Source organism: Chryseobacterium sp. Y16C (assembly GCF_022488405.1).
GTDB classification, from domain to species: domain Bacteria; phylum Bacteroidota; class Bacteroidia; order Flavobacteriales; family Weeksellaceae; genus Chryseobacterium; species Chryseobacterium geocarposphaerae.
Genome location: NZ_CP092711.1, coordinates 1,485,956 through 1,509,999 on the forward strand (window position 1 = coordinate 1,485,956; position 24,044 = coordinate 1,509,999).

At 36.9% G+C, this 24,044-nt stretch carries 26 protein-coding genes; 8 read left to right on the forward strand and 18 right to left on the reverse strand.

What is annotated here, in order from left to right; all coding sequences use genetic code 11:
- Positions 1-8: 8 nt before the first annotated feature.
- The 5 genes from MKS83_RS06515 to MKS83_RS06535 all read right to left on the reverse strand — a co-directional run bounded on the left by MKS83_RS06515 (position 9) and on the right by MKS83_RS06535 (position 4,931).
- Positions 9-1,427 carry a S41 family peptidase gene (locus tag MKS83_RS06515; protein WP_240582463.1) on the reverse strand — a complete coding sequence of 473 codons (1,419 nt, stop codon included), beginning with the start codon at positions 1,425-1,427 and terminating at the stop codon, positions 9-11.
- A gap of 106 nt (positions 1,428-1,533) precedes the next feature.
- On the reverse strand, positions 1,534-3,054 hold the full coding sequence (locus MKS83_RS06520) for a serine hydrolase (protein WP_240582464.1): 1,521 nt from the start codon (positions 3,052-3,054) through the stop codon (positions 1,534-1,536).
- A 16-nt stretch (positions 3,055-3,070) separates the two neighbouring features.
- Positions 3,071-3,757, reverse strand: coding sequence for a CPBP family intramembrane glutamic endopeptidase (locus MKS83_RS06525; protein ID WP_240582465.1), 687 nt, complete (start codon positions 3,755-3,757; stop codon positions 3,071-3,073).
- A gap of 68 nt (positions 3,758-3,825) precedes the next feature.
- Positions 3,826-4,407: a Crp/Fnr family transcriptional regulator gene (locus MKS83_RS06530; protein WP_240582466.1), complete on the reverse strand. Its 582-nt coding sequence runs from the start codon at positions 4,405-4,407 to the stop codon at positions 3,826-3,828.
- Between the two features lie 59 nt (positions 4,408-4,466).
- Positions 4,467-4,931 carry a winged helix-turn-helix transcriptional regulator gene (locus tag MKS83_RS06535; RefSeq protein ID WP_240582467.1) on the reverse strand — a complete coding sequence of 155 codons (465 nt, stop codon included), beginning with the start codon at positions 4,929-4,931 and terminating at the stop codon, positions 4,467-4,469.
- A gap of 27 nt (positions 4,932-4,958) precedes the next feature.
- On the opposite strand from MKS83_RS06535, the gene MKS83_RS06540 reads away from it, so the two are divergent.
- Together MKS83_RS06540 and MKS83_RS06545 are read left to right on the forward strand one after the other, a co-directional pair.
- A complete protein-coding gene (locus MKS83_RS06540; RefSeq protein WP_240582468.1) occupies positions 4,959-5,750 on the forward strand; it encodes an SDR family oxidoreductase in 792 nt (263 codons plus the stop codon).
- 23 nt (positions 5,751-5,773) lie between these two features.
- Positions 5,774-6,091 (forward strand): nuclear transport factor 2 family protein, encoded by a 318-nt coding sequence (locus MKS83_RS06545; protein WP_240582469.1) that lies wholly within the window; start codon positions 5,774-5,776, stop codon positions 6,089-6,091.
- Positions 6,092-6,256: 165 nt separating this feature from the next.
- Here MKS83_RS06545 and MKS83_RS06550 read toward each other — a convergent pair whose 3' ends face one another.
- The 9 genes from MKS83_RS06550 to MKS83_RS06590 all read right to left on the reverse strand — a co-directional run bounded on the left by MKS83_RS06550 (position 6,257) and on the right by MKS83_RS06590 (position 15,539).
- Entirely contained in the window at positions 6,257-7,834 is a 1,578-nt protein-coding gene (locus tag MKS83_RS06550; RefSeq protein ID WP_240582470.1) for a Na+/H+ antiporter, read from the reverse strand.
- Between the two features lie 82 nt (positions 7,835-7,916).
- Complete coding sequence (locus MKS83_RS06555) at positions 7,917-8,450, reverse strand: dihydrofolate reductase family protein (RefSeq protein WP_240582471.1); 534 nt, start codon at positions 8,448-8,450, stop codon at positions 7,917-7,919.
- 70 nt (positions 8,451-8,520) lie between these two features.
- Entirely contained in the window at positions 8,521-9,255 is a 735-nt protein-coding gene (locus tag MKS83_RS06560) for a helix-turn-helix transcriptional regulator (protein ID WP_240582472.1), read from the reverse strand.
- A 21-nt stretch (positions 9,256-9,276) separates the two neighbouring features.
- A complete protein-coding gene (locus MKS83_RS06565; RefSeq protein ID WP_240582473.1) occupies positions 9,277-10,062 on the reverse strand; it encodes a hypothetical protein in 786 nt (261 codons plus the stop codon).
- Positions 10,063-10,265: 203 nt separating this feature from the next.
- Entirely contained in the window at positions 10,266-11,396 is a 1,131-nt protein-coding gene (locus tag MKS83_RS06570) for a major royal jelly family protein (RefSeq protein ID WP_240582474.1), read from the reverse strand.
- Positions 11,397-11,558: 162 nt separating this feature from the next.
- Positions 11,559-12,494: an NADP-dependent oxidoreductase gene (locus MKS83_RS06575; protein ID WP_240582475.1), complete on the reverse strand. Its 936-nt coding sequence runs from the start codon at positions 12,492-12,494 to the stop codon at positions 11,559-11,561.
- 181 nt (positions 12,495-12,675) lie between these two features.
- On the reverse strand, positions 12,676-13,566 hold the full coding sequence (locus MKS83_RS06580) for a helix-turn-helix domain-containing protein (protein ID WP_240582476.1): 891 nt from the start codon (positions 13,564-13,566) through the stop codon (positions 12,676-12,678).
- A gap of 56 nt (positions 13,567-13,622) precedes the next feature.
- On the reverse strand, positions 13,623-14,456 hold the full coding sequence (locus MKS83_RS06585) for an alpha/beta fold hydrolase (protein ID WP_240582477.1): 834 nt from the start codon (positions 14,454-14,456) through the stop codon (positions 13,623-13,625).
- A 258-nt stretch (positions 14,457-14,714) separates the two neighbouring features.
- Complete coding sequence (locus MKS83_RS06590; RefSeq protein ID WP_240582478.1) at positions 14,715-15,539, reverse strand: SDR family NAD(P)-dependent oxidoreductase; 825 nt, start codon at positions 15,537-15,539, stop codon at positions 14,715-14,717.
- Between the two features lie 162 nt (positions 15,540-15,701).
- Here MKS83_RS06590 and MKS83_RS06595 point away from each other — a divergent pair, with 162 nt between their 5' ends.
- The 6 genes from MKS83_RS06595 (at position 15,702) to MKS83_RS06620 (ending at position 19,898) form a co-directional block, all read left to right on the forward strand.
- On the forward strand, positions 15,702-16,280 hold the full coding sequence (locus MKS83_RS06595; RefSeq protein WP_240582479.1) for a Crp/Fnr family transcriptional regulator: 579 nt from the start codon (positions 15,702-15,704) through the stop codon (positions 16,278-16,280).
- A 117-nt stretch (positions 16,281-16,397) separates the two neighbouring features.
- On the forward strand, positions 16,398-17,255 hold the full coding sequence (locus MKS83_RS06600; RefSeq protein ID WP_240582480.1) for an SDR family oxidoreductase: 858 nt from the start codon (positions 16,398-16,400) through the stop codon (positions 17,253-17,255).
- A gap of 306 nt (positions 17,256-17,561) precedes the next feature.
- Positions 17,562-17,888, forward strand: a complete 327-nt coding sequence (locus MKS83_RS06605) for a VOC family protein (RefSeq protein ID WP_240582481.1) — start codon at positions 17,562-17,564, stop codon at positions 17,886-17,888.
- 138 nt (positions 17,889-18,026) lie between these two features.
- Positions 18,027-18,569 (forward strand): nuclear transport factor 2 family protein, encoded by a 543-nt coding sequence (locus MKS83_RS06610; protein WP_240582482.1) that lies wholly within the window; start codon positions 18,027-18,029, stop codon positions 18,567-18,569.
- A gap of 188 nt (positions 18,570-18,757) precedes the next feature.
- On the forward strand, positions 18,758-19,201 hold the full coding sequence (locus MKS83_RS06615; protein ID WP_240582483.1) for a nuclear transport factor 2 family protein: 444 nt from the start codon (positions 18,758-18,760) through the stop codon (positions 19,199-19,201).
- 64 nt (positions 19,202-19,265) lie between these two features.
- Positions 19,266-19,898, forward strand: a complete 633-nt coding sequence (locus MKS83_RS06620; RefSeq protein ID WP_240582484.1) for a nitroreductase family protein — start codon at positions 19,266-19,268, stop codon at positions 19,896-19,898.
- Positions 19,899-19,996: 98 nt separating this feature from the next.
- On the opposite strand, the gene MKS83_RS06625 is transcribed toward MKS83_RS06620, so the two are convergent.
- From MKS83_RS06625 to MKS83_RS06640, 4 genes are all read right to left on the reverse strand, one after another.
- Positions 19,997-20,536 carry a carboxymuconolactone decarboxylase family protein gene (locus tag MKS83_RS06625; RefSeq protein WP_240582485.1) on the reverse strand — a complete coding sequence of 180 codons (540 nt, stop codon included), beginning with the start codon at positions 20,534-20,536 and terminating at the stop codon, positions 19,997-19,999.
- A gap of 116 nt (positions 20,537-20,652) precedes the next feature.
- Entirely contained in the window at positions 20,653-21,462 is an 810-nt protein-coding gene (locus MKS83_RS06630; protein WP_240582486.1) for a helix-turn-helix domain-containing protein, read from the reverse strand.
- A 66-nt stretch (positions 21,463-21,528) separates the two neighbouring features.
- On the reverse strand, positions 21,529-22,944 hold the full coding sequence (locus MKS83_RS06635; protein ID WP_240582487.1) for an aldehyde dehydrogenase family protein: 1,416 nt from the start codon (positions 22,942-22,944) through the stop codon (positions 21,529-21,531).
- Between the two features lie 102 nt (positions 22,945-23,046).
- On the reverse strand, positions 23,047-23,955 hold the full coding sequence (locus MKS83_RS06640) for a helix-turn-helix domain-containing protein (protein ID WP_240582488.1): 909 nt from the start codon (positions 23,953-23,955) through the stop codon (positions 23,047-23,049).
- Between the last annotated feature and the right edge of the window lie 89 nt (positions 23,956-24,044).

Here is a 24,044-nt window from a genome sequence, read left to right on the forward strand (position 1 = left end):
AAATTCAATCAATTTCTATTAATTAATTGAATGGTATAATCCAGTTCCACATCTTCCTTATTGATCCAATTTCCGAATGTAGTTGCTGTTTCGTGATCCGGTATTGTGCCGCGGCCGAAGTTTTTATTCAGATCAACTGCATTGGTGTATTTCTGCAAAGGTATAGTAATAACCAGCCCGGTAGGAATTTTAGCCCTGCTCAGCATTCCGCTTGTATTTCCCTGATAACCACCACCCGTTTCCTGCCCGATCACTAAAGCTTTTTTGTTATGTGACATTACTGCCGTAAAATCAGCACAGGATGAAAGGCAAAGACCGTTGGTTAAAAGATAGTTATTCCCTTTAAAATTCATCTTGGCAGGTTCTTGTGGTTCGTAGTAATCGAATTCTTTTGTGATCCATGATTTTTTCCAGAGATACAATCCGTTATTTTCTTCAGGTTTTTTGTAGAACATCTTATTGACACCTTTAATCTCTTTTGCGACAGCTTCTGTAACTTCAATCTTATCCCAGTATCTGAACGTCTTGTCGAAGAAGAAAGAGGTTAGCAAAGCAGCATTATCATCTGTCCCTCCAGTATTGTTGCGTACATCAATGATAAGATCCTTAATATTCTGCTGTTGTAAGGTCTGGAATACTTCCTTGATAAATTTCTTAAAATTCTGCCCGCTTTGCTTTATTGAAGTATCGGCAAAGGAATGAATTTTTAAAATAGCTATACCATTTTTCACCTCAAACTCAAGTGGCAAATCATAGTTCTTTTCAAGCTGTTCTAAAGGAGGAAAAACATCTTTGAAAGCTCCATTTAGCTCAAAGGTCTGATCAATGCCTTCTGATCTCACAACCACTTTAAAAACTTTTGGCTCATCTATTATTTCCTGATACCAAAATGGAAATCTGTAATTCAGCAAAAGAATTTTTTCCGTTTGGTTATATCCGTCTGATGGAATAGCATCGAGCAATTTATTTAATATCGCTGAAATCGGAGTTCCATTAATTGAAACCAATTCTACACCCCGTTTAATATCTTTATTTTCAGAGTAATTCTTTGAGATTAATACCTTCTGATTCTTGGCATTTACGAAAATTTCTAACGGCAACAAAGTATTGGAAGCATTAATAGAAGTCTTGGATTCTTCCGGCAGCTCAATTCCGGTATGGAGGCACCCGATCTTAGCAAACAAAGGTTTCAATTTTCTGTAATATTGCAGTTGGGTCAAAGAATCCTGAATGCTCTGTCGAGTGGAATCAATTAAAAATCCAAATTTTTCCTTGTCTGTATATCTGTAGAATCCGGGATGTTTTTTGCTGATCTCATCCATTAATCCTGTTGTCCATTGACGTAAGCTATCTGCCGGATATTTTCGCTCAGGTTTAAATTCCTTTGTCTGTCCAAATAAATTTAGCGTTGAAATTATCAATAGCATAATTATCAATAGCATAATTATTAATGCCGGTTTGACAAAATAATTTCCTTGTTTTGATAGATGTATCATTGTCAGGCTCTACAAAAAGATTTAAGTTTAATATGAGTTAATTTTTCTTTCTCAAAAGTCCTTCCAATACTTTTTTCCCGTTTTCGTTATCGGGATTGAGTTCAACAGACTTTTGATACATTTTGATAGCTTCTTCTTTTTGTCCGTCTTCCAGAAGTGCTTCCGCATAACTATCATAGGCATTCCAGCTGTTGGGGAAGAGATCAACATTTGTTTTTAATGTTTCAACAGCTTGTTTGTAGAAATGTTTTTCCGGCAAATGATAAGGATTACTATTCCCCATAAAATCATATCCTAGTGTATTCATTTCATTCTCAATGAGGTAATAATTAAGCGTATCTTTTCTTAAACTTTCCAATGTTTCTCTCGCTTCTGTTGCCCCTTTGTTAAGTAAAATATTTCCATAGATCTTGGCAATATTTTTTTTGGGTGTATCCACTTTTTTGCGGTTCAGAAGCATCATAACTTTTGTAGCATTTTCGTGGGCATTGAAATGAGCATTGTCAAACAGGATGACGGTTTGATGTTTGGTGACGTTTCTGAGAATATTGGAGCTCAGTCCCATTGCTGCCCCACTGTGGTACACCAATTTTCCCATTGTAGAATCTTTTTCAATTTCCCAGCCTAATCCGAATTCATCGGGATTATTTTTCCCGTTGTTTAATTTTACCGGGACAAATGCTTCTTCCAGAGTCTCTTGTTTTAGCAAAGTGTTATTATAAAGTGCTTTGTCAAATTTCCATAAATCCCGGATCGTACTTATATAATCGGCGAACCCTCTGAAAGCATAAGAATGCCAGTATCCTTTCACATAAGGAATTGAATTGGATTTAACAGGATTATCATCATACAAATGAAGATAGATGTGAGGAAATGCAAAATTTTTTATTTCAGCTCTGTTGAATTGCTCAGGTAAAGGGAAAAGCACAGTTTCTTTCATCTTTGCCGGTCTAAGAATATTTCTTTTAATGTATTTTTCATAAGATATTCCCGAGACTTTTTCAACAATCAAAGCCAGAATAAGATAGTTGATATTATCATAATTTCCTTTTTCGCCCGGTTGATAAACGAGTGGTTGTTTGTTTGCAATAACTCCCGGAAGAAAATCTTCGTTGGTGAAAACTTTATCCGGATTTTCTTTTTGTTCTTTGTCAAAAAAAGCATTGTAAGGCGGCAATCCGGAGGTATGTGAAAGCAAATGTCTGATCTTTATTTCCGGGTAAGGAAATCCCGACAGATACTCCGTAACAGGATCTGTTATTTTCAGTAAACCCTTTTCCTTGAGCTGCAAAATAGCAGTTGCTGTAAATATTTTTGAGATACTGGCAATGGGAAAGGTAATATCAGGTGTATTGGGTTTTTTGGTTACGTAATCTGAAAACCCGAAAGATCTTTCGTACGCAATCTTATTGTTATCAACCACTAAAACATTGCCACTGAATTGTTGATTTTTAACCAATGCATTGAAATAATCATCGATTATCTTTTCTTTTGATTGCCCGGAAATTTTGACCAATAATAAAAGAAGAACGCTGGTTAAAAGCAGTTTTTTATGCATATCCACAGTATTTATATTATTGTATATCCTGATATTTCTTATAAGACTCATATCTAATAATAAAGCCTATCCAAATGGCAAGTAAAATTACAATTAAGATCAATTCAGTCTCATGAAGGCCATTTCTGAAAAAATTATTCAGCGAATGAAATCCGGCTACAGCCAGTAATGAATAGGTTTTACTATATACTTTGCCGATTCCCCATGTACCTAAAAACAATACACCAAGAAAAATCATATTGGGAGTAGTAAATTCAAAATTCAGATGCCAGATAAACCATAAAACGGCGATAAAGATGATGCTTTGAAGTTTCGGCAGATCTTTTAATTGTTCCTGCAAAAATCCGCGCCAACCGATCTCTTCCAATAAACCATACACCAAAACTGTGGAAAGCAGCACAAAAGGAAATTGTCCCTGCTGAATATAGCTGACTGTTCCAATCAGCAAGACCGGAACAATCCAGAAAACAAGAAAAGGCAAAAATATGTTTCGATAATTTCCTTTCAGGGAAAGCTTTAAGGTAATATTAAACAACTTAACCGAAACAAAAGCACCAATAGCAGGACCAATCCCACGGAGTAAAATTTTTATAAATTCGTTATCGGTAAAATCGAGCAGATTGGTTTTCACCGCCAAAAAGCGAAACAGAATGGCAATAGCATAAAAAACGATAATGCTTCCAAGTCGTTTTCTTTCTTTCATAGTTTTTGAATTAGAATCATCCAAAATTAATTATAAGAAAGATAAATCCACTTGACGATGGGTAAGTTTTACTTCCCGGTAATTCTTTTTCTGAGGCGGCTAAGACTTTCCGCAGTTAATCCCAGGTAAGAAGCTATTATTTTGAGAGGTGTACGCTGGAAAATTTCGGGGCGCTGGCTGATGAGATTGAGGTAACGTTCTTCCGGACTAAGGGTCAGAAGGTTGATCTGATCCTGTTGTTTTCGCAGGAACAATATTTCGGGGATCGCTTTGCCAATCCTTAATCCTGTTTCATTACGAGAATAGAGCTCATTAAGGTCTGGATAGCTGATCGACCATAAAGTACAGTCTTCCAATGCCTGTGTTTTAATACCTGAAGGTTGTTGTTTGAGGAAAGAAAAATAATCGCTCATAAAACTGTTTTCATACAGCAAATTGATGCAGATATCTTTTTTCCCGTTCCAAACGAATAAGCCGACAGAACCTTTGGCTACAATATTCAAATATTTTTCTACACTCTGATAATCTTTTATGACCTCATTTTTCTGAAATTCTCTGACCTCTATTTTTTCTGAAAAACGCTCCCATATATTGGTCTCAGCATTATAAAATGGAGAAAAAACATTTTGAATTTCTTGTGGTGTAGGCATATATTCAGTTTATATACGCAAATTTACTATTTCCAGCCATATTACTAATTGGAATCATCCTATTCTCCACCTATTCTTTGTAAAATTACCCGTCTTAACCGTTCTTCATGCTGATCTCCCCACTGTCCCAAAGCACCTACAACAGGAATCAGACTTTCACCAAACTCAGTCAAGCTATATTCTACTTTTGGCGGTACGACAGGATAAATTTTCTTCGTAACCAGCTCATGGTCTTCCAACTCTTTTAGCTGGATATTTAAAACCCTTCGCGATGCATCCGGAATTTTACGCTGCAATTCGCTCGGTCTTTTATGTCCCTGATAAATAAACCAAAGAAGACGGATTTTCCATTTGCCGTACAGCACTTCACCAATCAGGTCAAGACCACAATTCAGATTCGGAATTATTTTTCTCTCATACATAATGTAAAAGTAAGCGTATGTTCCGATTTGTACAATAGGGGAATAATTTATCCCTATCTGAATCGTAATTCCGTACTTGTATGAACTGTTTTTATACCCCAATTTTGTCCTATAAAACAAATCTAAAAAATGGAACAATTTAATTACAACAATGAACTATCTGGCAAAATTGCATTGGTGACAGGAGGTACAAAAGGAGCAGGTAAAGCCATTGCAGATAGACTGCTACAAGCTGGCGCAACGGTTATTATTACCGCAAGAAATACCCCTGAACAAGAAAACAGTAATCTGCATTTCATTTCAGCTGATCTGAGTACAGCAGAAGGCACCCAAAAAGTAATCAGCGAAGTGCTTTCAAGCTACGGAAAACTGGATATCCTGGTTAACAACCTTGGAGGATCATCTACTCCGGCAGGCGGGTTTGCCGCACTTAATGATGAAGATTGGGAATCAACACTACAGGCTAATCTTTTGGCTCCGGTTCGGCTGGACAGGGGATTTTTACCGCAAATGATCGAGCGAAAAACGGGTGTTATTATTCACATCGCTTCTATCCAAGGTAAACTTCCTTTATATGATTCCACTTTGCCTTACGCAGCTGCAAAAGCAGCATTGAGAAACTACAGCAAAAGCTTATCGAACGAAGTTACTCCTAAAGGTGTTCGTGTACTGACGGTTTCGCCGGGCTGGATCAATACGACAGCATCGGAAGCCTGGCTGGGCGAAATTGCAAGAAATTCGAACAGTACAGTAGAAGAAGCGCAACAAGGTGTAATGGATGCATTGGGAGGAATTCCTTTCGGAAGACCTGCTGAACCTGCCGAAGTAGCCGAATTTGTAGGCTTCCTGGTTTCACCAAGAGCCAGTTATTTAACAGGAACAGAATATGTAATCGATGGCGGAACAGTACCAACCATTTAATAATCATTTAAAAAATAGAAAATATGAACTTACCAAATGTGATCAACGAGTTAGTAAAAACACAGAATAATTTTGATAGTGCTGCTTATGCACAATGTTTTGCAGAAACAGCCGTAGTTTTTGATGAAGGTAAAACCCATACAGGGAGAAAAGAAATCGAACAATGGATTGACAAATCCAATAAAGATTATAAAGCCACAATGGAGCCGGTAGATTATGATGAGAAAGAAAATATTTTGTCAGCAAAAATTTCAGGAACATTTCCGGGCAGTCCAATTATTTTAAAATTTCATTTTGAAATTACTGACGGAAAAATACAGCACCTAAAAGTGACAGAATAAAATACACAAAAATGTATTTCTAAAATCTGATGGTTCAGTCTGAGAATCGTTTATTAGAAAACTTTTCTCTGAAATGAGGATTAATAAAATCAAAAAAAGTCCGTTATCACGAGTTGTGAGACGGACTCCTTTTAATTCAAAACTTAAAATAATATTTCAACAGTATCAACCTTTCATATTCAGTCTTTCCTCCTGCAAATCCAATAGTCTCAGATGCTTCCTGATGATATTTTCATCCAGTAAGAGTTCTTCACGGTTTTTGTTAATAAGCCAGCTTCTTTGAGTGTCGAGAATGTCAATATAAATACGTCTGTATTCCTCATAATTCAGAATAATTTCAGAACTGCTCAATTGATTCTCATATTTTTGTAATTGATCTTTTAACGCCGGAAAACTTTCTACTTTATCAGCATAGTCACTTCGGATTTTATCAATGGCTACTTTTGCCAGATTGTTTAGAATGTCATAATCTATCTCTTTTGCACTTCTTCTGAAATCCCTGTCTACCGGCGGAAATCTTTTAAGTAAAAAAGGAAGAGTAAGCCCCTGTAAAAGCAGCGTTAACAGAATCACGATAAACGTAATAAAAAGAATCATATTTCTTTGTGGGAACGGAGAGCCATCATCTAAAGTCAGGGGAATGGAAAGCGCCGCTGCTAAAGAAACCACCCCTCTCATTCCGGTCCATCCAATAATTAAAGGCGTTTGCCACCCAGGTGATTGCGGATCGGCAACGGTAATGAAATTTCTCATAATTAAGGTTGTAATCAGCGCTCCGTACCCTGCTAAAATCCTGACAATAATAAGCACTACGGTAACTGCAATTCCGTAACCAATGGCAGTATAAATATCTGTGTCGCCCAAGCCTGAAACAATTTCCGGCAGGTCTAAACCGATGAGCATGAAAACAATACCGTTCAACAGGAAACAAAAACTTTCCCAAACGGTTACCGTACGTATTCGCGACGCACTGCTTAAAAAATCATGACTGCGGTAAGAAAGAAATAGTCCGCCAGTGACCACTGCCAGAACTCCGGATGCATGAAGCTGTTCTGCCGCCAGATACATGGAGAATGGTGCAATAAAGGTCAGCAGTATATCTATATTGGGATCAGTAGGCAATATTTTATGCATTTTCAAAAAAACATATGCAATCCCAAGTCCGATTCCCAAACCTCCGAAGCACATCCATACAAAGCTTCCGGTCGCTTCATGCCAGACAAACTGTCCGGTTGCAGCAGCAATCATCGCAAACCGGAAAATGATCAAAGAAGAAGCATCATTCAGTAAACTTTCGCCTTCCAGGATGGAAGCCAGCCTTTTCGGAACTTTTACAAACTTTAAAATTGCTCCGGCGCTCACTGCATCCGGTGGCGAAACAATACCTCCCAACAAAAAACCAAGAGCAAGAGAAAATCCCGGAATAAAATAATTGGCAAAAACAGCAACTGAAAGTGCGGTAAAGAAAACCACTACGAAAGCAAAGCTGAAAATAATCCTGCGCCATCGCCAAAGCTCCTTCCAAGAGGTCGACCATGCCGCTTCATACAGTAACGGGGGCAAAAAAATGATAAATAATAATTCGGGTTCTATCTTAATGAGTGGTACTCCGGGAATAAAACTTATAACAAGCCCTGCCAACACCAGTAAAACCGGATATGCAACTTTAATCTTATTGGCCAGCATGATGAGCATGGTAATTAAGAAAACCAAGAAAAGATAAAATTCAAAGTTTTTAAGCATGTACTAAATTTAGATACTTAAATATAGATTAAATTCTTAAAAATTTTACACTTCTGCGGAATTTTCCCTCTTAGAAAATTAATTATTTTCTTCGTTTATATTTCAGCTGCACCAATCCTGTTTCAAATGTTTTTGCCGTAATGAATTCAAGCGCCTGTTCCGGTCTTCCGTCTTTAAAAAGCCTTGTTCCGCCACCTAATAAAATCGGGATCACCGAAATTGTAAACTCGTCGATCAGTTGATGTTTCAGTAGTTCATTTATAATTTGGGCACCACCGTCACAATATATATTTTTTCCTTTTCCGGACTTTAGATGGTTGATTAATTCTGTTATATCTCCTGTATAGAAAGTCGTTCTGCCTACTTTTGGTCTTTCGGTTCCTGTGATAACGTAAACATCCCTTTGACCATTGTCATAGTGAGACGAGCCGATTTCCTTAAGTACATAATCATAGGTTTTTCTGCCGATAATTATTGTATCAATTTGGGAATTGAAGTCCGCGTAACCGTAATCTTCGCCTTCTTTTTCTACAATTTTCAAAAAGCTTAGGTCATCATTTGGTTTTGCTATGTAGCCATCTAAACTCATAGCAATGAAAAGTGATAATTTTCGCATGATTTTAATTTTAATATTTCTGCAAATTTACTTTTACACAACTACCCGTACTTTGTAAAAATGCGACAAATTAAAGCAAGGATGGTGTAAGTCCGGTATTTCGCTTGATGTCATTACTAAGATGCGAATGATCATAATAGCCGCATTCAAATGCAATATCCAATAAGTTGCGGTTTTGACCTGAATTTTTAATCAACTGCAATGCATGCTGAAAGCGGATAATATTTGAATATTCTTTGGGTGATAATCCGATCAGCTTTTTAAAATTCCGTTCAAGCTGTCTTACTGTTGTAAAATTTCTTTTGGCTACCTCATCAATGCTTAACTTTCCGTTTGCTGAATGTATATCTTCAAGTGTTGACTTCAGCCGGATATTTTTACTCTTTAGTCTCTCAGCAAAGAACAAATCAAAATAATTGAATGGATTATCCAATGTTTTATCGATATTAAAAGAATTGGATTTTTCAAATTCAACAGTATCGTTTGTTAATTCATTTTGTGAAGCATAATAATAGAAATTGGCAAAAGTTGCAGGTTTTAGACACACGCCCAGTAAATGAGTATCCCTGTCAATAATGCTGTCTTTGAAAGAATTCATGGCACCTACGACATAGGTTTTTCCAAATTCCATTGAAAATGAACCGTTATCCGTCAAGCATGTATTTCCTAAATTTATGAGTACACCTGCACAGCCATCCGGAAAAACCCGCTCCCACTGTTTTTCTATCTCATTTCCTTTCAATTCCCAATAAAAATGGATAAAAGGCTCTAATTCTCTGTGAGGTTTTATCTTTTTGTAATGCATGGTTTTATAAGGTGTTTTTGACTACCTATGTTCATTTTCCAATTCTTCAAAATACCTCATCACTTTTTCTTCAGTGTTGATTTGCAAATTTACCTTACTGTCAAAAAGTTCTGTTCTTAAATGTTTATATAATAACACTCCGTCTCTAAGGCTTTGCAATAATGACTGTCTTTCATAACTTGGAATGGTAAGCTTTAATTTTTCAAAGTCTGAAGTTTCTAAAGTAGTTTCCACTTTTCTCACACCGCGAGGTAAATTCCCATTCTTGATATGGAGTAATGGTCCGAAAACAATACTGCGCAGAAATCCCATAAAATCGTAAGCTTCAAAATATTCTCCACGCCCAATTTTCAACAGTACATAATGGATCCATGTCCAAAAACGATCTTCGATCCACTGATAATCCGGATAGGGAAACCTGGCTTCCGTATGATGAATGATGTTCGCAAGTTTTTCACCTTTGTCAATGAGAAGAACCGGAGATTCAATACGGCTTTCAAATTCTTCAAGGGTTAAAAACTTTATATCCACATGTAAAAGAGGATCATCATACAGGCATATCAGTAATCTTGGCTCACCGACATGCTCTCCTGTAAACCCCGACAAAAAGTTTCCCAATTTTTTTGCATATTCAAGCATTACATTTTTATCGTTAGAAATTTTCTGTTCGGTGACAAGAATAAGGTCTAAATCCGAAAATTGGTCTATTTCATCAGTAAGCCAGGAACCTACTACAGCTAAGCCAATAACATTGTCATCTGACTCTAAGATTTTCTTTGCATTGTACGCAAATTCCTGTTGTATCATTATTATTTCGTTTCTTTTAGGTTATATGTAACTGCAAAATCCAAATGGTTTGCCTGAATTTTTTAAAGATACAAAATAAGATAATGATATACTTTAGTGCAAGAAACTATATTTCAAACAGATCAATTTTTAAAGTTTTTGGCAAACAGCATAGTCATCATTAATAATAGATTCTTCATTTTTGTAATTGAATTGATTGGATTTTAAATTTTAATTCTAAACACTTTAAAAGGCTTTTTAAACTGTTCTTTCCCATTGTGAAACCAAGGCATCAGCTGAATCTGAGAATTGGAAATGTATAAATATCCATCATCAGAAATACTGTAACTGTCCGGCCAGATCAGTTTTTCATCATCTTTTATAATCGTCTGCATTTTCAGATCCGGAGTAATTTTCACGATTGAATTTTTCTCCAAATCTCCCAAATACAGGTTTCCTTTTTTATCGAAAATCATCCCGTCTGTGGTGATAAATTTCCCTAAATCTTCTACACTTTTGTTTAAAACAGCTTCATTAGTTTTAAAATCTCTCAACAAATCGGTTTTAATTCTGTACAAACGGTTATCTGTAAGCGGTTTGTAGTATAGATATTGATTATCGGGAGTCAGCGCAATACCATCTGAATTCACTTTCAGCAAAGAACCGTCGCCTTTTTTAAGTTCTGTACCTAAAGGTGAGAAATGGTAGTTCGGGTCAGATTTCACGGATGGAGAATTGGTTAAAACCAATCTTGAATCTCCTGTATTAATATTCAAAACCACGATTCCGCCTGTATTTGAATTGCTTAAATACGCAAAACCATTTTCATTATCCACGCGGATATCATTGATGTAAACATCTTCGCTCACCACATTTTCAGGAAATCTGTAGATTTTCTCAATTTTATTGTTGGCTAAATTGATTTTAACCACTTTACTGCTGTGTTGGTAAACTTTTCCAAGTCCGATTCCTGCGGCGTCTACCACCCAAAGAAATCCTTTGTCATCGGCAACTACAGACTGTACCGTTACAAATTTGTTTTGTCCGTCTTCGCCTTTTTTGAAGCTGTTCCATTCCGCATCAGGATAAGGAACCGGTTTTCCGTCTTTAACCTCAATCACGGAATAAGAATGTGTGTCCAGCCAATAAGGATAATTCACAAAGACCCTGTTATTTTTTGCCACCGCAACACCCGTTAACTGATATGTGCTGTCTGAGAAAACCTCTTCTAACTGTGCATTTTTTTCTTTTGAAATTTCATTCTCATACTTTGTATTAGCCTGATTCGGAGATTTTTTGCAGGCGGCCAAGGAAACCAATACCATTGCCAGTACTGCTATATTTTTTAAGTTCATTTTTGATGATTTTATTGTTAGTTTTTAAAACGTAGAATTGCAGCAACCTGACTTGAACGGAGCTCTTTTTCTTTTGAAAAAAGAAAAAAGCGGGAGTGGAAGGCGGATTAGTTGCCCAAACCTAACAAAGTGGTTCAACGTAGTCAAATAAAAATTATGACCTTACAAAGTCACCACGATTTTACCAACTGTTCTGCCCGTTTCCTGTTCCAGATGTGCTTCTCTCATTTGCTCGAAAGGAAAAACCTTTGAAACGTGAGGTTTTACAGCACCGCTTTCCAGTAAAGAAGCAATATGTTTCATATCTTCACCGCTGGATTGCACGAGAATGAAATAACCTTTTACGCCTTTAGATTCTGCTTTTGATGTCACCTGCTCATTCAAACCTGTCGGAATACTGATGATGGAACCGCCTTCTCTCGTCACTTCAAGAGAATGGTCGATGTTGTCGCCGCCAATCGTATCCAACACAAAATCAAAAGTTCTGCCTGCTGATTTCCAGTCGAAACCGTGATAATCGATATGTGAATCTGCGCCTAAACTCAGGACAAAATCCTTATTTTTTGCGGAAGAAGTTCCCGTTACTTTCGCTCCCAAATGTTTGGCTATCTGTACAGCGATATGTCCCACTCCACCTGAAGCCGCGTGAACCAAAACGTTCTGCCCTTCCTGAATTTTCGCATTGTGAACCAAAGCCTGATAGGCCGTAAGCGCAACCAAAGTGGAAGCTGCAGCGTCTTCAAAAGAGATATTTTTAGGTTTTAAAGCCAGTTGATTGGCCGGAGCTGCGACATATTCTGCATATGCTTTTCCGTGTCCGGGGAAATTAACCATTCCGAAAACCTCATCGTCTACTTTAAAGTCTGAACTTTTAGTTTCTTCTATAATTCCTGAAATATCCCATCCTAAAATCAATGGATTTTCTGTTTTGATTCTTCCATAAACACCTTTTCCTGCGCGGCTTTTCACATCTACCGGATTGATGCTGATGGCTTTTACTTTTATTAATACTTCGCCTTCTTTAATGGTTGGTTTTGCCAATTCTACGTATTCTAAATTGTCTACGCTTCCGGCTTCTTTTAATACAATTGCTTTCATAATGTTGGTATTTTTTAATGTTATTTAATTTTCAATGATTTTGATAGTCAAAGGTAGAAGCATTACAGCTTAATAAATAGTCCATTTCGGGGGAAGAATAGCACAGATTTACAGTACAGAAATAAAAAGAGACCGTTCCATTTTCTGAAACAGTCTTTTCTAAAATATGATTATTTAAAATTTAATTCATCTGCAACTTCCTGAATTCCAAAGGCTTCATTCCCGTCTGTTTTTTGAACAATCTTGTGAAATAAGAAGCATTTTCAAAGCCTAATTCGTAAGCGATTTCAGCGACTCCTTTTTCTCCCAACCTCAACAGGTTTTTTGCTTCGGATATCATAAAAATGTGAATCAGTTCCATTGCGGTTTTTCCTGTTTCCTGTTTTAACAAATCACTCAGATATCTTGGCGACACAAAAAGCTGGTCGGCTAAAAAAGCAACATTCGGAAGTCCGTTTTTTTCCAATAAACCTTCGCCGATGTATTTTCTCAGTGCGTCATTGAATTTTGAAGCCGTCTTTCCTGTCACTTGCGCTCTGTCGATAAACTGTCGTTTGTAATAGCGTTGCGCATATTTTAAAATTGATGAAATATGACTTAAAATAATGTCACGGCTGTATTCATCAGGATTATTAAAATATTCGCTCTGAATTTTCGAGTGAAGTTCCAGGATAATCTGCTCTTCTTTTGGCGAAAGATGCAAAGCCTCCGTTACTTCGTAATCAAAAAAGCTGTATTTTTCAATTTCTTTAAAAAGCTCGTGGCCGTTCAGGTAATCTTCGTGAATCATCAGCATATAGCCTTTTTCTTCAAACTCAAGATTTTTCATCTCGATAATCTGTCTTGGTTTCGCAAAAAACAGACAGCCGTTGTCGTGGTCATACGGTGTGCGGCCGTACATAAAAATCCCTGATTTTATTTTTTTGAAAGCAATCACATAACAATCTGTGGTAAACTCTCTGTTCCCCAATTTGCACTCCGACTGGCAGCCAATCATACTGAAAAGCGGATGTTCCGGAGCGTCCCAATGATTTCCCAAATGTAATTCGGTGAGGGTTTTGTAATGTTGCATCGGTTTAATTTTATCTAAGTTAAATTAATTTTACCGAAACTAAAACAGAAATTATACTATCCTAAAAAAAGGTTGATATATCCTGCCGTAAGCTCCGGATATTGATGTTGAGGACCGTGTCCCGCATCATTTAAAATAATATGCTGCATTGTAGGTGCATTTCTCAACAGCGGAAACCAGTTTTCTGTTGCAAAGCTGATGTCGTGGTCCCCGGAAATAACCAAAACGGGAGATTTCAGGGTTTTATAGCCTTCTCTGAAGTTCAGTTTATCTTCTTTCATTGTTCCTGAACCTGCAATATATCTCTGGAAAACTTCCATTGTAGAAGGAATTAACGAACGCTCTAATCTCTGCGCTATTCTGTCGTGAGATTCCTGGGCTGCCTTTCTGCTTTGTTCTGAAGCCGGCTCAAAGAACAGATAATATTCATCTTCCAAATCGTTAATTGGTTTTAAAGCGTGGTCAAAAAACACCTGCTCAATTGGGATTGCATTTTCTCCCGGAGGATTGGTTCCGATTAAAACAGTTTTTAATACTCTTTCCTGATTCTGAAAAGTAACAGCCTGCGCCACCAATCCGCCATAAGACCAACCCAACACATTAAACTTATCGATTCCCAAATGGTCTGCCAAAGCCGGAACTGTATTTGCCACTTCTATAACATCCAAAGGCAGCTCTCCTTCTGAACTTCCGATGCCCGGATAATCAAAAAGAATGACGGTATTTTTTTCTGCCAAAGAATCTAAAAACAATGGGTCCCAAGTATCTATAATTCCTCTGAATCTGTTCACAAAGAACAAGGGAGCCCCGGTTCCGAATTGTCTGTAAGCAATTTTGTTATTGTTGATTTCTGCAAATTGTGTTTCTGCGTTTAAGGCTATCGTTTTCATAAATATTAAGATTTTGTTTGTTATTTAATGATTCAAAGTTGAGAATATTGGGTTGAAATTAATTTCACAAATCAGCGGAACATTAGCACGAAAAAACGTTGTAGCTTTTTACTAAGTAATTTCTTTTGAGATTAAATTTCAACAAGTTGTCATTCTGACGAAGGAAGAATCTCCACATAATTTGAAAGATACTTTAATTGAATAATAGAGATTCTTCAATCCGCTTCGCTCCTTTCAGAATGACAAAAAACTTTTAAATTAATGACCGTGAGCCGCAATACTTACTTCTTTCCAGTTTTGAATATCATTTAATCTTTTCGTGTAAACTTCATTCACAACGTGATAAGCAATTTTACCAAACAATAATCTTTGCGGAGGATTTGGGTTGTCGATAAGGTTTAAAACAGGTTCTACTGTTGCTTCCGGTTTTCCCCAAGTGTCAGGATTATCGCCCGTTTCTGCAAATGCTTCACGCACCGGATTATAATCTATAATATCCGAAGAAGTCTGAACTGCTGAAGCTCCCGCCCAATCTGTTGCAAATCCGTTAGGTTCAATTAAAGTGGTTTTGATTCCCAAATGTGCTGTTTCCGAACCGATGGTTTCAATTAAGCCTTCTACTGCAAATTTTGATGCGTTGTACAATCCTAAAAGCGGTAAAGTCGTTAATCCCAAAAAGCTGGAAATCTGAACAATGTGTCCGTTTTTCTGTTTTCTCATAATAGGTAAAACTGCTTGTGCCACCCAAAGTGAACCGAAAAAGTTGGTTTCCATCTGTTCTCTCGCCTGTTGTTCCGTCGTTTCTTCCGTCGTTCCGAATAAACCAAAACCTGCATTATTAATCAAGACATCAATTCTTCCGAAATGTTTTTCTACCTGTGCCGTTACTTCAAAAACTTCTGTACGGTTATTAACATCCAGTTTTAAAGGAAGAATATTGTCTCCGTATTTATCTTTCAAATTCTGCAGTGCAGCAATATTTCTTGCTGTTGCCGCTACTTTGTCACCTCTTTCCAAAAGTGCTTCTGCCCATAATTTTCCGAATCCTTTTGATGCTCCTGTGATAAAAACTATTTTACTCATTGTTTTAATTTTTTAGTGTTATTGAATGAAGCAAAGTTATCATCAAACCCAACGGAATGGGTAGCCCATTTTAGCTGAAAAATAGCACAGAAATACGTTTTGGAATTTAAAATCGATTAATTTTAGATATAATAATTAAATTTGCTCTATAACCATTAATAAATGTTCGAGATTTTCCTAAAATACCTTACCGACAAAATAGAACTTTCCGATCCGGAAATACAATTAATAGAATCTGTCTGCAAAACCAAAAAACTCCGCAAGAAACAGTTTCTTTGTCAGGAAGGAGAAGTTTGGCATTATAACGCATTTATTTGCAGAGGTTTGGTAAAAACATTTTCTATTGCTGAAAACGGAACAGAACACATCATCAACTTCGCTCCCGAAAATTACTGGACAGGCGACCGGGAAAGTTTAATTAATGGAACACCTTCTCGTTTGAATATTGATGCCATCGAACCGACAGAATTGATTTTAATAGATAAAGCGGATTTTGAAAAGCTTTGTACAGAAATCCCTCAACTGAATCAAATGGTCAATCAGATTATCCAGAAAAGCTTTATTGTTTCACAGGGTAGAATTTTAGCTAATATCAGTTTTACGGCGGAAGAAAAATATCAGAATTTCCTTGAAAAATATCCTCATATTGTCAATCGTATTCCTCAACATATGATTGCATCTTACATCGGAATCACTCCAGAAACCCTTACCAGACTGCGTAGGAATATGGTTAAGAAATAAAAACACTTCATTTTCATTGACATTTGTTTGCTTTTTTTTCAAGCTTTTGTCAATGGAAAAAGGCCTTATCTTGTAACATCTTTGCCTTATTAAAATAACAATTAAAAATAAGACAAAATGAACAAAACAGTTTTTATCACAGGAACAAGCACAGGCTTTGGAAAATTAACAGCAATCACTTTAGCAAAAGCAGGATACACCGTAATTGCAGGAATGCGCGGCGTTTCAGGAAAAAATGAAGCCGTAGCTAAAGAATTGGGAGCACTGCCTAATTTAGAAGTCGTTGAAATCGATGTAACCGACGATGCTTCTGTCACCAATGCTTTCGAAAAAGTAATTCAAAAATATGGTAAAATTGATGTGTTGGTCAATAATGCAGCCGTTTCAGGTTTCGGATTATTGGAAGCTTATAGTCTGGACAGAATCCGTCAAATGTTTGAAGTAAATTTCTATGGCGTTATCCGAACTTATCAAGCTGTACTGCCTTCTATGAGAGAACATAAAAGTGGTTTGATTATCAACATTACTTCCGGAGCAAGCGCTCATACCTCACCTTTTATGATTCCCTATTTTGCATCGAAATTCGGCGTTGAAAGCATTACAGAAGGCTTGCAGGACGAATTGAAACAATTCAATATCGACAACGTTTCCATTCAGCCCGGAGTTTATCCTACAGAAATGAATACAGGCGAAAAAGCTGGAGTTAATGCCGATAAACCTGAAATTGCTACACTTTATGACCCTGTTGCGACAGAACAGTTCAACGCCATTGGTGCGGCATTATTCGGTAAGATGAAGGAATTCAATATGAATCCACAAACCATTGCAGACGGAATTCTGGAACTAATTCAAATGAAAGAAGGTTCTCGTCCGTTACGTTTTCCGTTGGATGCTGTTGCACAGGGAACAGATTTGGAATTCATCAATGCAAGAGCCGAATTGAAAGCAAAATGGTTGGCAAAATACAGCGAATAACTAAAGTTTTTTAAATCATAACTGGTAAGGTTGGAATATTTCGTTCCAGCCTTTTTTATTTGGAGCTATTTCCCGCTTTCGCTACTCACTTTTTTCCAGGTTTAGGCTCGGCGGCTTTGCCGCCGAGCCTAAACCTGGAAAAAAGCTCAAACACGTCGCTCAATCTGGGTTATAATGAAAGTTTGGTACTCGAAATCTTCCATTTCATTGACATTTGTTTGCTTTTTTTTCAAGCTTTTGTCAATGAAAGAAGGCTTCCGAATGTTAGACATTTGCTTCATACAATAACAATAAAAAATGATCACAATGAGTAATTTAAAAAAACAAATTAAAGCCAACGCAACAGCAGTAGCAAGTGCCCTTTTATTATCAACAGCAGTTTCAAACACTTCAGCACAGGAAAAAACAGGAATTCTTGGAGTCGACCACGTGGGAATCAACGTTCCGGATATGAAACAGGCGGTAAATTTCTTCACAGACGTTTTAGGATTTTCAGCAGTAACCACTTTAGGTCCGATTCCGTTGGATAATGCCTGGAAAAAGAGTAATCATATGAATGCCCAAACCGGCCCGGTAACGATCAAAATGGTAAAAGCAGGTACAGGAGCCAACATCGAATTGTTCGAATATTAAGACAACAAAGGCAATTCTCAACAACCGGGAGGAGACGACATCGGAGCAAGTCATATTGCTTTTTACACCAATGACATCAGCAAAAGTGTAGCGTATCTTAAAAGCAAAGGTGTACAATTTTTAGGAGATCCTTTTTTGATGCCTTCAGGAGATACAGAAGGTGAAACTTGGGTGTATTTCGTAACACCGTGGGGCTCTAAAATGGAACTAGTTTCTTACCCGAATGGAAAAGGCTATGAGAAAAAAAATCCGGCAACAATTTTATGGTCACCGAAAGATGCAGTAAAAACTCAAATCAAAAAATCAGATGCCAAACCGGTTTCTGAGGCAGAAATTAAATCTTTAGTAGAGGGACATTTAGCAATCTGGAACGAGAGAGACCTTAAAAAACGAGAAGCATTAATGTCAAAAATTTACGCAGATGATATTGAAATGGTCGACAGTCACTTTATCGCAGTAGGTCACAAAGAAATCAATGGTTTTGTGGATGGATTGCAGCAGAAAAGTCCAAATTCTAAGTTTTCCCATATCAAAGCAATAGACGTTAATCACAACATTGCAAGACTCTACTGGCAAAACGGAACTCCTGAAAAACCTGACGCTGTTACTGGAATGGATTTATTCGTTTTTGAAAACGGAAAAGCTGTGAAACTATATGTTTTTGTAGATAACAAAAATTAAATCCTCTTAAATTTTTAATTTCAACTTTACAGACTGTCATTTTGAGCGAAACGAAGTGAAGTCGAAAAATCTCAAATTATTAAAAGATTCTTCATTCCATAATGCTACGCAAAATTCCATTCAGAATGACAAAAAGAACTTTTGAAAAAATTAATCAAACTTAATCTTTAACATTTAAAATAAATATTATGAAAGCATCAGTAATCAATCAAAATTCAGCCAACGAAACATTAATCCGTGAATTGTACAGAATCGCAGAAGAACAGGATACACAAGGTTTTGTAGATCTTTTTGCAGAAGACGGCTATTTCTGGAACGTATCTGCGGGAACAAAGTATTATGGACAAGACATCGGGAAAACGGTGGATATTTATGCAACAGCTTTTCTGGATATGCACAGGGAATTGTATGATCTTTACGTATTGGAAAATGAGAACACAGTAGTAGTAGAATTATCTTTAAACGGAACTCATAAAGGCCCGCTTGAGTTACCTTCCGGAACTATTCCTGTGACAAATAAAACCATACAGACCCCTTGTTGTGATGTTTTCAAAATCGAGAATGGAAAAATAAAATCATTTCATTGTTACACGGCTGCAACGATACTTTTAAGTCAATTGGGCATCTTCTAAATACTTTAAAATTATCAAGGCAAGTGATACCTCATCATTTGCCTTGATGTTAAAATCAAATCAAATGAAAAATATCATAGAATTACTGAACTGGAGATACGCCACAAAAAAAATGACGGGAGAGAAAATCTCTTCAGAAAAAATCAATAACATATTGGAAGCGGCTCATTTAGCACCTTCAGGAATTGGATTACAGCCTTACGAAATCATCGTTATCAGTGATCCCGAAATTAAAAAGAAAATATTACCGATAGCAATGAATCAGCCTCAAATAGTAGAGTCATCGCATCTTTTAGTTTTCGCTGTTTGGGACGAATATTCCAAAGAAAGAATTGATAACGTATTCGATTATATTACAGAAAAACGCAGTGTAGATTCTGCTCATTATGATAAACAAAGAGCATTTTCAAAACAATTTTTCGGAAATATGAGCATCGAAGAAAACTTTCATCACGCAGCAAAACAGGCGAACATCGCGCTGGGTTTGGCTATTATTGCGGCGGCTTCCGAAGGAATAGATTCGACACCAATGGAAGGCTTTGACCCGTTTGGACTTGATGAATTTTTGCAACTTTCATCCAAAGGTTTACGAAGTTCAATGCTGTTGGCTTTAGGCTACAGAGACACAAAAAATGACTGGAATCTTAATCAGAAAAAAGTACGCAAACCATTTGAGGAGTTTGTGACTTTTCTTTAATCATTAATTTTAATGAAGCTCATATTTATAAAAAGCCTTCCGAAAATACATCCGGAAGGCTCCCATTTAAAACTAAATACTTATTATTAAAACACTTTTTAAACAGCCTGTGCCAAAGGAAAATCAATAGGAATCTGAGTATTGGCAAACACATAATTGGTAAAGCTTCTCAACGCCACCAAAGCAGTCAGTTCAATCAAAGCTTTCTCATCGTATCCTGCGTTGAAAAAATTTTCTAAAGCTCCGTTTCCTGCATTGCCTTTATTGTTTGCAATGGAGTGAGCCAACTTAATCGCAACGTCTAATTTACCCTCTGAAAAATTTCCTTTTCTGATTTCCAGCGTATCTTCTTCTGTAAAGCCTCTCATTTTCGCTAAAGTCGTATGCGCCGCCAAACAGTAATCACATTCGTTGACTTGTGAAACGATTAGATTGATAGCTTCTCTTTCTTTTGCGGTAAACGATGAATCGTGAGCCAGAGACGATTCGGTTTCCAACATTGATTTTAAAGCGGATGAAGAATAACCGATGGTTGCATACAGATTAGGAATTTTCCCCATTTTTTTCTCTACAGATTCTAAAATGCTCTGCGTGCCAAAACTTAGCTGTTCCTTTTCGGGTACTGAAATTGTTTTCATTTTTTTATGATTTAAAATTGTTTCATTTTGTTGATACAAAGTTAAATCTGCTTTAAGCCTAAAGTGTAGCTCATTTCAGCGGAAGAATAGCACAGAATTACAATATGAAAAACGAATTATAGTGAAGCAGTTTGTTTTTCAAGAATATTTTTCGGGCTAAATCCAAACTGCTTTTTAAAGGCATAAGAAAAATGAGAAAGATCTTCAAAGCCTAAATCCACATAAATTTCCGAAGGCGACTGCTGTTTTTCTCTCATTAAAAAATAAGCTTCATCCAGCCGTTTCTGCAAAATCCATTTGTGCGGTGAAGAGTGAAAAATCTTCTCAAAATCGCGTTTGAAAGTTGCTAAGCTTCTTCCTGTGAGATAAGCAAAACGTTCGAGATTGACGTTGTATTTATAATTTTGAATCATAAAAGATTCCAAATCAATTTTAAAAGGCTCTGAAAAATCGAAGAGAATATTTTTGAGCTCAGGCTGAATCTCGATTAAAATGAATAATAACTCTTTAATTTTAAGGTCAATAAAATCTTTGGTCAACAGTTTCGGATTTTCAAGAATGGTCTGCAATGAGGTGATGTAATTTTGAAGCACAGCATTCACTTCTATAGAAACCATAGGTTTTGAAGTTTCAGAATGGTTGGATGAAAAATGATATTCTTTTGCCATAGTCTGTAAAACCTCCTGATTCAGATAAATATTCAGACTTTCAAAACTTCCGTTTTCGGGCGGACATTTGGTAAATTTCACCAACTGGTTTTTCCGGATTAAATTAAAATCACCTTCCTTCGCAATGTATTTTTCCTGACCGTCAGATAACACAAATTGTCCCGAAATTTGAAAAGCAAGGACGTGCTGAGGAACAAAATTTTCACCTTTCCGGCTTACCTCGTGATAGCAGGAATAGACAATATCAGATTTTTCCATTTTAATTGAATGCTAAAAAACAAAGCGTCATTTTTTGAAACAACGCTTTATCAAATGTACAAAATATTATTGCAGAACAGCTTTAGGTTCAAGATAAGCTTCCAAACCATACACACCGTATTCTCTACCAATTCCAGACTGTTTGAAACCGCCAAAAGGAACCATCGGATCGTGCTTGAAACCGTTGATACAAACTCTTCCGGCATCAATCTGCGAAGCTACTTTCTGAGCTTTTTCAACATCAGATGAACTGATGTAAGCCGCCAAACCGTAAGGTGTATCGTTTGCAATTTCTATCGCTTCCTCTTCCGTCTTATAAGGGATAATGGACAACACAGGGCCAAAAATCTCTTCCTGAGCAATTCTCATTGTATTGCTTACGTTGGTAAAAATGGTCGGTTTTACAAAGTTTCCGGCTTCCAATCCTTCAGGCTTGCCTTCTCCTCCGGCTAATAAAGTTGCCCCTTCTTCCAATCCTATTTTTATGTAATTCTGAACTCTTTCAAATTGTTTTACACTCACCATCGGTCCCACATTTGTGTCATCATTTTGAGGCAATCCTACCACCACTTTTTCTGCCGTTGCTTTGGCGATTTGATTTACTTTATCAATCTGATTTTCAGGAACCAGAAGTCTTGTCGGTGCGATACAGGCCTGTCCGCTGTTCATATACGCTCCGAAAACCGCTGTCGGAACAACTTCTTCAAGATTGGCATCATCCAAAATAATATTGGGTGATTTTCCTCCCAACTCCAGAGTTACTCTTTTCATTGTATCGACCGCTGTTTTTGTAATCAATTTTCCAACTGCCGTCGAACCTGTGAAAGAAATCTTGGAAACATTAGGATTAATAGTTAATTCTGTCCCGACTACATTTCCCAAACCTGTCACAAAGTTGATAATTCCTTTTGGCAAACCTGCATCGTGAAAGGCTTCCATCAAAACCTGAGTCTGCAAACCGCTCATTTCACTTGGCTTGATAACTACTGTACAACCTGCCGCAATCGCTGTGGCAACTTTGCTGCAAACAGAACTGTTACTGGCATTCCACGGGGTGATGATTCCCACAACACCCACCGGTTGTAAAAGAACTTTTGAAGAATTAATCGTTTGTTCAAATTCAAAATCTCGGATAGAATCTATCATTGAATCGAACCAGCTGTTGGTGTTATTACTGCTTAAAATGACAAACTGTTTGCTTCCTCCGTATTCTTCGATCATTATGTCAATGAGTTCCTGATTTCTTTTCTCTACCGCTTCTTTAAGTTTTTCGAGATAAGAAATTCGCTCATCCACTGTAGACTTTGAGAAGGTTTTGAAAGCTTCCTTCGCTGCTGCGATGGCGTTTCTGGTATCAACTTCGTCGGCTAGAATTATCTCTCCTATTTTTTCGTTATTAGACGGATTGATTAACTCTAAAGTTTCTGTTCCGTGAGGCGTTACAAACTCGCCATTGATGTAAATTTTGTTTACTGTTTTCATTTCTAAAATTTTATAGGACAAAGTTAGATGAGAAACGAAAGGTAAACTTTGTAAAAAAGCTCAATGTTAGTTTGTAAAAAAGTTCAGATTATCATCCTGAATTTACTTAACCGCTTCCTTTTTATACTGAACAGGCGTTACCCCCACCACTTTTTTGAATAATCGGGTAAAGTAAGACGGACTTTCGAAGCCTAAATCGTAGGCAATTCCTGCGACATTATTTTCTGAGCTCAATAACAGATTTTTTGCTTCTTTAATTAAGTAAATGTGAACGTGCTCCAATGCTGTTTTTCCGGTTTCCTGTTTCAGGATATCACTTAAATACCGGGGTGAAACAGCTAATTCATTCGCCATAAAATTGACGGTAGGCAAACCATCTTCAATGTGTTTATTTTCCTTAAAATAATTATCTAAAACCGTAAGGAATTTTTTAACCATTGTTCCGGAAACGTTGGAACTGCGATCGATGAACTGTCTTTTGTAAAAACGATCAGAATATTTTAAAATAGAATCGATATGCGAAAGAATAATTTCCCTGCTGAATTCATCAGAATTTTCCTCATATTCTCTTCTGATCTTTTCATACAATTCCCACATAATCACTTCTTCCGAAGGCGAAATATGAAGTGCTTCATTGATTTCATATTCAAAATAGCCGTATTTTTTGATTTGCTCATTCAGCGGATGTCCCGACAGGTAATCTTCGTGAAAAAACATTACAAAACCCTTTTCGGCAAACTGTACATTTTGCACCTCAATAATCTGTCTAGGCTTCATAAAAACTGCGGAACCGTTGTTGTGGTCGTACTTGGTTTTGCCATACAACACGTAACCGGATTTTATTTTCTTTAAACCAATCATATAAAAATCTCCGGTAAAACGGTCTTCCCCGACAGAGTACGTCATCAGTTCTTTACAGGTCATCAAACTCAAAAGAGGATTTTTCGGAGGCTCGAAACCGCTTTTCTCGTGCAGCTCTGTGATACTTTTATAGTGATTGATTTTTTCCATATTTAAATGTTTTTAAAGATTTATTTCAATAAGGTTATTAGTAATTATCAAATTTAATAAATTACAAAACAGAAATGACAAGCACTTCT